This is a genomic window from Mesorhizobium comanense (assembly GCF_005503535.1).
GTDB classification, from domain to species: domain Bacteria; phylum Pseudomonadota; class Alphaproteobacteria; order Rhizobiales; family Rhizobiaceae; genus Mesorhizobium; species Mesorhizobium comanense.
Window position 1 is genome coordinate 40,945 of record NZ_SCNN01000022.1, and the last position, 11,512, is coordinate 52,456.

Annotated in this window: 9 protein-coding genes; 5 read left to right on the forward strand and 4 right to left on the reverse strand. The window is 62.6% G+C overall.

The annotated features are described in order from the left end of the window. Positions 1-12 precede the first annotated feature (12 nt). Positions 13-756, reverse strand: coding sequence for an alanyl-tRNA editing protein (locus tag FFS37_RS28080; protein ID WP_137934236.1), 744 nt, complete (start codon positions 754-756; stop codon positions 13-15). Beyond that, a complete protein-coding gene (locus FFS37_RS28085; protein WP_137934237.1) occupies positions 756-1,790 on the reverse strand; it encodes a cysteine synthase A in 1,035 nt (344 codons plus the stop codon). The genes FFS37_RS28080 and FFS37_RS28085 overlap by 1 nt, the downstream gene beginning before the upstream one ends. 226 nt (positions 1,791-2,016) lie before the next feature. On the opposite strand from FFS37_RS28085, the gene FFS37_RS28090 reads away from it, so the two are divergent. Together FFS37_RS28090 and FFS37_RS28095 are read left to right on the forward strand one after the other, a co-directional pair. Further along, positions 2,017-2,838 (forward strand): SDR family oxidoreductase, encoded by an 822-nt coding sequence (locus FFS37_RS28090; RefSeq protein ID WP_137934238.1) that lies wholly within the window; start codon positions 2,017-2,019, stop codon positions 2,836-2,838. 93 nt (positions 2,839-2,931) lie between these two features. Beyond that, positions 2,932-3,906: an alpha/beta hydrolase gene (locus FFS37_RS28095; protein WP_137934239.1), complete on the forward strand. Its 975-nt coding sequence runs from the start codon at positions 2,932-2,934 to the stop codon at positions 3,904-3,906. A gap of 125 nt (positions 3,907-4,031) precedes the next feature. Here the strand turns inward: FFS37_RS28095 and FFS37_RS28100 are convergent, their stop codons facing one another. Next, on the reverse strand, positions 4,032-5,696 hold the full coding sequence (locus FFS37_RS28100; protein WP_408631455.1) for a DEAD/DEAH box helicase: 1,665 nt from the start codon (positions 5,694-5,696) through the stop codon (positions 4,032-4,034). A gap of 182 nt (positions 5,697-5,878) precedes the next feature. On the opposite strand from FFS37_RS28100, the gene FFS37_RS28105 reads away from it, so the two are divergent. Beyond that, a complete protein-coding gene (locus tag FFS37_RS28105) occupies positions 5,879-7,411 on the forward strand; it encodes an acyl-CoA carboxylase subunit beta (protein WP_137934241.1) in 1,533 nt (510 codons plus the stop codon). A 23-nt stretch (positions 7,412-7,434) separates the two neighbouring features. Here the strand turns inward: FFS37_RS28105 and FFS37_RS28110 are convergent, their stop codons facing one another. Then, positions 7,435-8,964 (reverse strand): NAD(P)H-hydrate dehydratase, encoded by a 1,530-nt coding sequence (locus FFS37_RS28110; protein WP_137934242.1) that lies wholly within the window; start codon positions 8,962-8,964, stop codon positions 7,435-7,437. 357 nt (positions 8,965-9,321) lie between these two features. Between FFS37_RS28110 and FFS37_RS28115 the strand changes: the two genes are divergently transcribed. Both FFS37_RS28115 and glnA read left to right on the forward strand, forming a co-directional pair. Then, entirely contained in the window at positions 9,322-9,660 is a 339-nt protein-coding gene (locus FFS37_RS28115) for a P-II family nitrogen regulator (RefSeq protein ID WP_006205430.1), read from the forward strand. A gap of 63 nt (positions 9,661-9,723) precedes the next feature. Continuing rightward, positions 9,724-11,133 carry a type I glutamate--ammonia ligase gene (gene glnA / locus FFS37_RS28120; RefSeq protein WP_137934243.1) on the forward strand — a complete coding sequence of 470 codons (1,410 nt, stop codon included), beginning with the start codon at positions 9,724-9,726 and terminating at the stop codon, positions 11,131-11,133. Positions 11,134-11,512: the final 379 nt, after the last annotated feature.

Below are 11,512 nucleotides of genomic sequence, written 5' to 3' on the forward strand. Positions count from 1 at the left end.
GGGCGTCTTGGGTCAGGCTGCGGGCATCGGGCCGAAGCGGATGCGGAAGCGCCTGTTCTCGCGGCCCTTCTTTTCGATCTTGCCGATGTGGATTTCACCGATTTCGCCTGTGCTTTTCACATGCGTGCCGCCGCAGGGCTGGCTGTCAACCGCGCCATTGTCGCCGATGCAGACCAGACGGATCTTGCCGGTGCCGACCGGTGGCCGGACGTTCTTGGACTTCACAAGGCCCGGATTTGCGGCAAGGTCCTCGTCGCTGATCAACCTGGTGAAGATTACATGATCGGCCCGGACGAGTTCCATCAAGCGTGCGGTGACTTCCTCCTTGGTGAAACCGGCATCCGGAATGTCGAAATCGACGCGGCTGTCGTCAACCGAAACCGCGGCGCCCGTGATCGGGAACGGACAAACGACGGTGAGCAGGTGGCAAGCCGCATGCATGCGCATCAACAGGTGCCGACGGTCCCAGTCGATCGCCAGGGTCACGCGTTCACCGACCTGCGGCACAGCCTGTTCCGGCGCCGGCACATGGATGACCTCGTCCTTGGTCTCGCCCGTAATGGTGGCCGCGATGGCGATGCGGCTGCCGTCCATCCGTTCGAGATGACCGATGTCGCCTGGCTGGCCGCCCGAGGTGGCGTAGAAGATCGTCCGGTCAAGAATGATGCCGCCACGATCATTGATGGCGACCACCGTCGCATCGGCCGTGCGCAGATAGGCATCGTCGCGAAACAACGCTTCCGTCTTGTGCGCCATCACGCGACCTTTTCGAACGGCACCGAGATCCTGCTCTTGAACTCCATCCAATCCGGCACCGGCAAATTCTTGTCGCGCAGGAATTCCGGGTTGAACAGTTTCGACTGGTAGCGCGTGCCGTAGTCGCAGAGAATGGTCACGATGGTGTGGCCCGGCCCAAGTTCCCTGGCCAGCCGGATCGCGCCGGCAATGTTGATACCCGTCGAGCCGCCGACGCACAGGCCTTCCTCCTGGATCAGGTCGAAGACGATCGGCAACGCGTCCTCGTCCCTGATCTGATACGAAAAGTCAGGTGTGAACCCTTCGAGGTTGGCCGTGATGCGCCCCTGCCCGATACCCTCGGTGATCGAACTGCCTTCGGACTTCAGTTCGCCACTGGTGTAGAAACTGTAGAGTGCCGCCCCCAGCGGATCAGCCAGCGCTATCTTGACGTCCTTGCTCCTGGCCTTCAGCCCCATGGCGACGCCCGCCAGCGTGCCGCCGGAGCCGACGGCCGAGACAAAGCCATCGACCTTGCCGCCGGTCTGGTTCCAGATTTCCTGTGCCGTCGTACGAATATGGCCTTCGCGGTTGGCAACATTGTCGAACTGGTTGGCCCAGATGGCGCCGTTCGGCTCGGTTCTTGCCATCTGCTCGGCCAGCCGTCCCGACAGTTTCACATAATTGTTGGGATTCTTGTAAGGCACCGCCGGCACTTCGATCAGTTCGGCACCGAGCAGCCTGATCGTGTCCTTCTTTTCCTGGCTCTGCGTGTCCGGAATGACGATGACGGTCCTGTAGCCGAGCGCCTTGGCGACCAGCGTCAGCCCGATGCCGGTGTTGCCCGCAGTCCCCTCGACGATAACGCCGCCCGGCTTCAACAGGCCCCGCTGCTCGGCGTCACGGATGATGAACAGGCCGGCGCGGTCCTTCACCGACTGTCCGGGATTCATGAATTCGGCCTTGCCCAGGATCTCGCAGCCGGTTTCTTCGGAAGCTTTGTTGAGGCGGATCAGAGGCGTGTTGCCGATCGCGTCGATCACAGAACGGGGCATTCAGGATTCCTTGTGTGCGTGCGCCGAAACCCTAGAAACCCGACGCCCCGGTTTCAAGGCAAGAATTCGCCTGGTCCAGTCGCATTTCGGGCACTGCGAGAGCGCTCGGCTTCCCTTGGATCGGGCCAGTGTCACACACTTCATTTATCGCCGCGGCCAAAAAGCACTCTTTTCATCCGATTTCTTCGCCGTTAGAGCAAGGCACCAACAATTCGACTGGAACGGCATGACACTCTATCGGGCAGATCCGAAACACGGCGTCGCCTGGGTTACCGGCGGCAGCAGCGGCATAGGCCGCTCGCTGGCCAGAAACCTGGCGGCTCAGGGCTATGCCGTGGCGGTGACGTCACTCGACAACGACCCGATCGACACGCTTATCGTCGAGACCGCGCAGATGCCTGGCCGCGTCGTATCGTTTCCCTGCGACGTCTCCGACGAGCCGCGCATGGCAAAAACGGTCGCCGCCATCGAGAAGGAACTCGGCCCCATCGTGCTGGCCGTCTTCAATGCCGGAAACTATATTTCGACACCCGGAGAGGCCCTTGTGGTCAGCGACTTTCGCCGCTCCTTCGAGGTCAACTATTTCGGCATCATCAACGGGCTGGTGCCGGTTGTGGAGCACATGCGCGTGCGGGCCCGCGGCCACGTCGTGCTGGTTGGGTCGGTCACCGCCTATTTCGGCTGGCCGACCACGGCCGCCTATGGCGGCACCAAGGCGGCGATCAACATCCTGGCCGAGTCGCTGAAATACGATTTCGACAAGATGAATATCCGCGTCCAGGTGATAAACCCCGGCTTCGTCGACACACCGCTGACCGAAAAAAACATGCTGCCGATGCCTGGCCTGATGCCGGTCGGTCGTGCGACACGGCGCATGATACGCGGCATAAAGTCCGGCGGCTTCGAGGTGACGTTTCCCTACCGCACGAGCTGGCCTCTGAAATTTCTCGGCCTGCTGCCCAGGCCGTTTTCCAGGGCGACGATCTCCCTGATGACCAAATGGAAAGCACGGCCGCTGAATTACGACCGCAAGCCGCCAAGCCAATAATTCGCCGCCGAAATTCACAGGGCATGTCAGCGCCGGGCGTTGCCTGTCTTTGGCCGCCGCCATAGGTTGACTTGTTGTTGCGTGGAGTCTGCAATGGGGCGACGGATCGTGCTTGCAGTGCTGGGCCTGATCGCCGTCCTTGCCCTGGCCTTCGCACTTGGTCCGCGCGTCCCCGTCGACACCACGATCCGTTTCGACCCCTCCGTCATCGGCGACGATCCGCAAGCCTATATAGCAAGGACCGAAGCAGCCGTGCCGGGCATCCGCGACGGGCTGGAAAAGGAGATCGTCTGGGCCAACCCGATGGTGCATGCCAAGACGCCGCTGTCCATCGTCTATATCCACGGCTTCTCGGCATCGAAGGGCGAGCTTCGCCCATTGCCGGATGACGTGGCCGACGCGCTCGACGCCAATCTCTTCTACACCCGCCTTACCGGCCACGGGCAGGACGGCGAGGCCATGACACAAGGCAGCGTCAATGCCTGGATCAACGACTACGAAGAGGCGCTCGCCATCGGCCGTGCCATCGGCGACAAGGTGATCGTGATCTCTACCTCGACCGGCGGCTCACTGGCGGCCTGGGCGGCAACACAGCCCGGAGCCTCGGAGGGCGTGGCCGCGATCGCATTCATTTCGCCGAATTTCGGGGTGAAGGCATCTGGTGCCGAGATCCTGACCATGCCGTGGGGCAAGCAGATCGCCGAGCTCGTCATCGGCCGCGAGCGCAGCTTCGTGCCGCGCAATGCGCTGCACGAGAAATTCTGGACATACAAATATCCGGTCGCCGCGACGCTGCCGATGCAGGCGCTGACGGAACTTGCCTACGCTGCGCCGGTGGAAAAGGCTGTTATCCCCGCCTTGTTCATCTTTTCGGATTCGGACAAGGTGGTGCGGCCGGACCGCACCCGCGAAATCGCCGCCCGCTGGGGCGCGCCGCACGAGCTGGTGCCGGTCGACGATACCGGCGATCCCGACAACCACGTCATCGCCGGCGACGTGCTTTCGCCGTCGACAACGGCATTCCTCGCGCAGAGAATTTCGGTATGGGTCGAGGCCGTGGTCAAGTAAGCCTGCCAGGAATCCCCGAGAGAAGAACGTTCACAAGACAAAAGGCGACCGCGGCATGGCCGTGATCGCCTTCTTCAGTTTTTCAATCGGCCAATAAACTAGGCCCGATTGGACGGAATATCCGTTTATGCCGCCCGCGTCGCGGGCCGCTTGCCGCCGAAACGGCGCTTGTTGTTACCCTTGAACGGCTTGCGCCCTTCCGGACGCTCTCCTTGCGGCTTTGCCGCGAAGGGGCGATCGCCGGCCGGCTTGCCGCCGAAGCGCTTCTTGCCGTCGCCATTGTTGCCGCCGGGGCGCCGGCCGTCGCGACGGCCATTGTGGTCGGCGCGGTCATTGGCAGGCTCGTGGCGGCGCTCGGCTCTCTCGGCCGGATTGCGCTGTGGATCGGGGCTGCCGAGATGGTCGGCAACCACGGGCAGCTTGGTGCGGATGATCCGCTCGACCTGCCGCAGCTTGCTGTTTTCGGAGGGATCGCACAGCGTGATCGCGATGCCATCCCGGCCGTTGCGGCCGGTGCGGCCGATGCGGTGGACGTAGCTTTCGGCTTCGTCCGGCAGATCGAAATTCACGACATGGCTGATACCGGGCACATCGATGCCGCGCGCGGCGATGTCGGTCGCGACCAGGATACGCACCGACCCGTCACGGAAGTCGTTGAGCGCCTTCTGGCGAGCATTCTGCGACTTGTTGCCGTGGATGACGGCGGCCTTGAAGCCGTCGCGCTCGAGGTCCTTGGTCACCCGGTCGGCGCCATGCTTGGTGCGCGAAAAGATGATGACGGACTTCATCGCCTCGTCGGCAAGCATCGTCGACAGCACCTGCCGCTTCTGCTTGGTGCGGGCAAGCACGACGCTCTGCACGATCTCGGCCGCCGCGGTGCTCTGCGGCGACACTTCGATGCGGACGGGGCTCTTCAGAAGACCCTTGGCGAGTTCGGCGATTTCGTCCGGCATAGTGGCCGAGAAGAGTGCGGTCTGGCGATCAGGCGCGGTCGCCTTGGCGATGCGCTTGACGTCGTTGATGAAGCCCATGTCGAGCATGCGGTCGCCTTCGTCCAGCACCAGCCATTTGGTGTCGGAGAGGATGAGGTCGCCCTCGCGCACCAGGTCGGTCAGCCGGCCGGGCGTAGCAATCAGGATATCGACGCCGGGAGCAATCTTCTTCACCTGGCTGAAGCGCGAGACGCCGCCCAGCACGAGCGCGGTCGACACATGCGCGCCCTTGGCGAGGATCTTGATGGTCTCCTCGATCTGCACGGCGAGTTCGCGTGTCGGCGCAAGAATCAGCGCACGCGTCGTCTTGGCGCGCCGCTTGGTGCCGAGGCCAATGATCTTCGACAGGATCGGCAGCGCGAAGGCAGCCGTCTTGCCGGAACCGGTCTGCGCGATGCCGAAAATGTCACGGCCTTCCAGCTGCGGCGGGATAGCCTGCACCTGGATCGGCTTCGGATCGGTGAAGCCCGCGGCGTGGGTGGCCTTGAGCAGCGCACCCGTAATTCCCAGTGCGGCGAAACCGGAGAGTTCCGCAGTGCCGTTACCGGGCAAAGTGTTTTCGTTGGTCAAAATAAATCTTCTTTCGAGCGGCCTCTTGGCCGCAAACATCGTGGGGCGGCAGGGCGCAACCTGCCGTCGGGATATCTCTAATGGAACGACAAGGCGGCGGACGTGACCCGTCCGCGCGGCTGCGCTGTCGTGCCCGCAGGCATTGTGCCTCGGGGCTTTTTCACCACCTTGCCAACCAATCGGGCCGATCAGCCGAAAAAGAGGGAAAACAGACGCAACCAGTCTCATTCGTCGAGAAGGCCGGATTCGTTCCCGGCCCAAGCGCCTATGGCCTGCATATGGCGGAGTTCGCCTCGAAATGCAAGAGCGCAATGCTGCAGCGCAACAAGAAGCGGTCTGAAAGTGAAGCTTGCGCTGTCAATCGGGCACGATTACCACGAATTCCGGCTTCCATTTTTGAGGGCAACGCAATGAAGGACGTGCTGAAGGAACTCGAACGTCGGCGCGACATTGCGCGCATGGGCGGTGGCCCGGCACGCATCGAGGCCCAGCACAAGAAAGGCAAGCTCACCGCGCGCGAACGCATCGAGGTGTTTCTCGACGAAGGCTCGTTCGAGGAGTTCGACATGTATGTCGAGCATCGCTCGACCGACTTCGGCATGGAGAAGACAAAGATAGCCGGTGACGGCGTCGTCACTGGCTGGGGCACGGTCAACGGCCGCCCGGTCTACCTCTTCGCCAAGGATTTTACGGTGTTCGGCGGCTCGCTTTCGGAAGCGCATGCCGAGAAGGTCATCAAGGTGCAGGAGATGGCGCTGCGCAATCGCGCGCCGATCATCGGCCTCTATGATGCCGGCGGTGCACGCATCCAGGAAGGCGTGGCGGCGCTTGGCGGCTATGCCGAGATCTTCCAGCGCAACGTGCTGGCCTCCGGCGTCATCCCGCAGATCTCGGTGATCATGGGCCCCTGCGCCGGCGGCGATGTCTATTCGCCCGCCATGACCGATTTCATCTTCATGGTGCGCGACACCTCATACATGTTCGTCACCGGACCGGATGTGGTGAAGACGGTGACCAACGAAACGGTCACGGCCGAAAGCCTCGGCGGCGCCTCCGTCCACACGACCAAATCGTCGATCGCCGATGGCGCCTACGACAATGATGTCGAGGCGCTGCTGCAGATGCGCCGGCTCATCGACCTGCTGCCGGCTTCCAACACTTCGGAAATTCCCGAGATCGAGTGCTATCAGTCGGTCACCGACCACGACATGTCGCTCGACCGCCTGATCCCCGACAATGCCAATAAGCCCTATGACATCAAGGAATTGATCCTGAAGGTCGCCGACGAAGGCGATTTCTTCGAAATCCAGCAGAGCTTTGCCAAGAACATCGTCACCGGCTTCGGGCGCGTCGAAGGGCGAACGGTCGGCTTCGTCGCCAACCAGCCGATGGTGCTGGCCGGCGTGCTCGATTCCGATGCCAGCCGCAAGGCGGCCCGCTTCGTGCGTTTCTGCGATTGTTTTTCCATCCCCATCGTCACCTTCGTCGACGTTCCGGGCTTCCTGCCCGGCACCGCCCAGGAATATGGCGGCCTGATCAAGCATGGCGCCAAGCTTTTGTTCGCCTATGCCGAGGCCACCGTGCCGAAGATCACCGTCATCACGAGAAAGGCCTATGGCGGCGCCTATGACGTGATGGCCTCCAAACATCTGCGCGGCGACATGAACTATGCCTGGCCGACGGCGCAGATCGCCGTCATGGGCGCCAGGGGCGCGGTCGAGATCATCTACCGCAAGGACATTGGCGACGCCGAAAAGATCGCAGCCCATACAAAGACTTACGAGGATCGCTTCCTGTCGCCCTTCGTCGCCGCCGAGCGCGGCTATGTCGACGAGGTGATCATGCCGCACTCGACCCGCCGCCGGGTCGCGCGGGCGCTACGCATGCTGCGCAACAAGGACATGCAGAACCCCTGGAAGAAGCACGACAACATTCCATTGTGAGCGGCTTGCGCCAGCGCCTTTGATCAGCGCTGGCCGCGAGCAGTCACGAGTTCACGCAGCACCGGCAGCATGGCCTGAGGAAGATCCTCGGCGATCAGCCCCGGCCCGAAGCGGCTGCCGGCCTCGGCATGGATCCACACCGCCGCGGAGGCCGCCTCGAATGCCGGCATGCCTTGCGCCAGCAGACCGGCCGTGATGCCCGACAGCACGTCGCCCGAGCCGGCGGTGGCCAGCCAGGCCGCGCCGTTGCAATTGATCGCCGCCCTGCCGTCGGGAGCGGCGATCACCGTGTCGGCGCCCTTGTAGACGATGACGGCGTTGGCACGTGCGGCGGCCATGCGCGCCTTGTCCAGTTTGGACGAAGCATCATCGCCGGAGAGATCGGGAAACAGCCTGGCGAATTCCCCATCATGCGGCGTCATCACCAATGCCGGTGCGCCAGGTCGATGCGCGGCGTCGAACAGGACATCTCGCGCCTCGCGAAACGACGTGATCGCGTCGGCGTCGAACACAAGCCCGTCGAGTTGTGCGGCGGAATTCTGCGCTTGCCTCAGGGAAAGAAGCATAAGCGCGAAGGTCCGTGTCTTTTCGCCGACACCAAAGCCGGGGCCGAGAACAAAGGCCGAAGGCCGGCGTTCGCCGATAAACGCCCCGACGTCATCAGCATCGTCGGCCTTGCGCAGCATGATCGACGTCAGATGGGCAGCATTGACCTGCATGGCATTGCCGGGCGACAGCACGGTCACCGCACCTGCCCCGCTTCGGGCCGCCGCGAGCGCCGACAGCCGCGCCGCCCCTGTGGCGCTTGGCCCGCCCGAAAAGATGCCGGCATGGCCGCGCCTGTATTTGTGCGCGTCGACAGCCGGCACCGGAAAGTCCCTGAGCCACAGATCTGGGGTATTTTCGAACGTCCGGGGCCGGATGAGCGCGATGACATCGTCGCCAATACCAATGTCGGCAAGCACGATCTCGCCGCATCGCTCCCGGCCCGGCAGCAGCAGATGGCCGGGTTTCTTGCGGGCGAACGTGACTGTCACATCGGCGCGAAACGCCTCGCCCAGCACTTTGCCGCTGTCGCCCGAAACGCCGGAGGGCAGATCGATCGCCACGACAGTCAGACGCAGACCGGCGGCAGTATCGATCGCCCTGGCGGGATCTCCAGACAGCGGCCTGGAGAGCCCTGCCCCGTAGAGCGCATCGACCACGATCGAGCCGCGCTCGGCCTCGAAGCCGGACAGCGGCCTGGGCGCGATGCTGCATTCGGCTGCCGCCAGCGCCGCGTCGCTTCCCGGCCTCGGCGGGCCGGAGGTCCATACGGTGGTGGTGACGCCGCTTGCAGCCAGGATGCGCGCGACGACATAGCCGTCGCCGCCATTGTTGCCCGGCCCGCAAAGCACGTGGACATGGCTGGCCCGGGAATAGCGGATCAAAATCTCTGCCGCGACTGCTTCACCGGCACGGTGCATGAGGGCGATGCCGTCCGCCGGACCGGCCGCGATCGCCAGCCGGTCCGCCTCGCCCATCTCGGCGGAAGTAAGAAGTTCGTTGCTCATGGATTGCCGATCCGCATTGGATCAAGCATTGTCCAGTTTTCGATCCGACGCAAACGAGGAGGAGCGGCGGACCCGCGTTCAAGATGTGCGGATGGGAGGCACCGCTGGCAGAAAATGCCCAAGAGATAGGCAAGACGCCCAATTATTGGGCTATAGAGCCTGTAGATATCCTGTCAACGCTTGAGCCCCGTGCCGCATCTGGCGCAACGAACGACGCGAATTTGCATCCCCGCGCGGCGCGCCTTCGAAATCGTATGAGGCCGCTTCGAATCCGTGTATCTGGCACGGTTCGTGCTTGAAAGAGGCGCAAGCGGGGACTCACAACCCGTTTTTTTGGCAGTGGAGGCCACTTTTTACATGAAAAAGATCGAAGCGATCATCAAGCCATTCAAGCTCGACGAAGTGAAGGAAGCGCTTCAGGAGGCCGGACTGCAAGGCATCACCGTGACCGAGGCCAAGGGTTTCGGCCGCCAGAAGGGCCACACCGAACTCTATCGTGGCGCCGAATATGTCGTCGATTTCCTGCCCAAGGTGAAGATCGAGGTCGTGCTCGGCGACGATGCGGTCGAAGGCGCGATCGAGGCCATCCGCAAGGCGGCCCAGACCGGCCGTATCGGCGACGGCAAGATTTTCGTCTCCAATATCGAGGAAGTCGTGCGCATCCGCACCGGCGAAACCGGAATGGACGCGGTCTGACGCGGCCATCTTCCAAGAAACGTCATCCATCAAAAAACACGTCATCACACAGGGATACATGACATGACGACAGCCAAAGACATCATGAAGCAGATCAAGGACAACGACGTGAAATTCGTCGACCTGCGCTTCACCGACCCGAAGGGCAAGCTGCAGCACGTGACGATGGACGTCGTCGAGGTCGAGGAAGACATGTTCGCAGACGGCGTCATGTTCGACGGCTCCTCGATCGCCGGCTGGAAGGCCATCAACGAGTCCGACATGGTGCTGATGCCAGACCCCGACACCGTCCATATGGACCCGTTCTTCGCGCAGTCGACCATGGTCATCCTGTGCGACATCCTCGACCCGGTCTCGGGCGAATCCTACAATCGTGATCCGCGCGGCACGGCCAAGAAGGCCGAAGCCTACATGAAGTCGGAAGGCATCGGCGACACCATCTATGTCGGCCCCGAAGCCGAGTTCTTCGTCTTCGACGACGTCAAGTACAAGGCCGATCCCTACAACACCGGCTTCCGCCTGGACTCCACCGAACTGCCGTCGAACGACGACACCGATTATGAGACCGGCAACCTCGGCCACCGCCCGCGCGTCAAGGGCGGTTATTTCCCGGTCCCGCCGATCGACAGCGCGCAGGACATGCGCTCCGAAATGCTGACCGTGCTCGCCGAGATGGGCGTGCGCGTCGAGAAGCATCACCACGAGGTCGCCGCCGCACAGCACGAGCTCGGCATCAAGTTCGATGCGCTGGTGCGCAACGCCGACAAGATGCTGATCTACAAGTATGTCGTGCACCAGGTCGCGAATGCCTACGGCAAGACGGCAACCTTCATGCCGAAGCCGATCTTCGGCGACAACGGTTCGGGCATGCACGTCCACATGTCGATTTGGAAAGGCGGCAAGCCGACCTTCGCCGGCAATGAATATGCCGGCCTGTCGGAGAACTGCCTGTTCTTCATTGGCGGCGTCATCAAGCACGCCAAGGCCATCAACGCCTTCACCAACCCGCTGACCAACTCCTACAAGCGTCTGGTGCCCGGCTATGAAGCGCCAGTGCTGCTCGCCTATTCGGCGCGCAACCGCTCGGCATCGTGCCGCATCCCGTTCGGTTCGTCGCCGAAGGCCAAGCGCGTCGAGGTCCGCTTTCCCGATCCGGGCGCGAACCCCTACTTGGCCTTCTCCGCGTTGCTGATGGCCGGCCTCGACGGCATCAAGAACAAGATCCATCCGGGACAACCGATGGACAAGGATCTCTACGACCTGCCGCCGAAGGAGCTGAAGAAGATCCCGACCGTCTGCGGCTCGCTGCGTGAAGCGCTCCAGAGCCTCGACAAGGACCGTGGCTTCCTGAAGGCCGGCGGCGTCTTCGACGACGACCAGATCGACAGCTACATCGAATTGAAGATGGCCGAGGTCATGCGCTTCGAAATGACCCCGCACCCGGTCGAGTACGATATGTACTATTCGGTCTGACGTCCCTTTCGGACAATGAGCCAAGCCCTTGAGGGATTTCTCCCTCAGGGGCTTTTTGCTGTCTGTCTTGGAGCGGTACTGCGGTCCGATGGACATGGCTCAGGAGCCGCCTGCCGGGCAAGCGATGACCGTTGGCAGACGCAGGGAAGGCATGGCGAGTTCACGCATCGGGAGAGCCAATCGGCTTTGTCGGCGAATAGATTTTCGCACGTATAGTTCGCCAGGAGCGAGCGGCGCACTGCCTCAGGCTGCAATGCCCGCTCGTCCGGCGCCCCCGCCAACGCTGTCGTTCAAGAAACCCCGCCCCGTTCGAACAGCATCGCTTTGGCGTAACCCCAGGACCACGAATACGCATGCCGCATCGTCATCTGTCAACGCC

Bases quoted from the DNA above. Each gene is read 5' to 3' on its own strand.
- FFS37_RS28080 (WP_137934236.1), bottom strand. From the start codon at position 756: ATGGCGCACAAGACGGAAGCGTTGTTTCGCGACGATGCCTATCTGCGC.
- FFS37_RS28085 (WP_137934237.1), bottom strand. From the start codon at position 1,790: ATGCCCCGTTCTGTGATCGACGCGATCGGCAACACGCCTCTGATCCGC.
- FFS37_RS28090 (WP_137934238.1), top strand. From the start codon at position 2,017: ATGACACTCTATCGGGCAGATCCGAAACACGGCGTCGCCTGGGTTACC.
- FFS37_RS28095 (WP_137934239.1), top strand. From the start codon at position 2,932: ATGGGGCGACGGATCGTGCTTGCAGTGCTGGGCCTGATCGCCGTCCTT.
- FFS37_RS28100 (WP_408631455.1), bottom strand. From the start codon at position 5,696: ATGAGACTGGTTGCGTCTGTTTTCCCTCTTTTTCGGCTGATCGGCCCG.
- FFS37_RS28105 (WP_137934241.1), top strand. From the start codon at position 5,879: ATGAAGGACGTGCTGAAGGAACTCGAACGTCGGCGCGACATTGCGCGC.
- FFS37_RS28110 (WP_137934242.1), bottom strand. From the start codon at position 8,964: ATGAGCAACGAACTTCTTACTTCCGCCGAGATGGGCGAGGCGGACCGG.
- FFS37_RS28115 (WP_006205430.1), top strand. From the start codon at position 9,322: ATGAAAAAGATCGAAGCGATCATCAAGCCATTCAAGCTCGACGAAGTG.
- glnA (WP_137934243.1), top strand. From the start codon at position 9,724: ATGACGACAGCCAAAGACATCATGAAGCAGATCAAGGACAACGACGTG.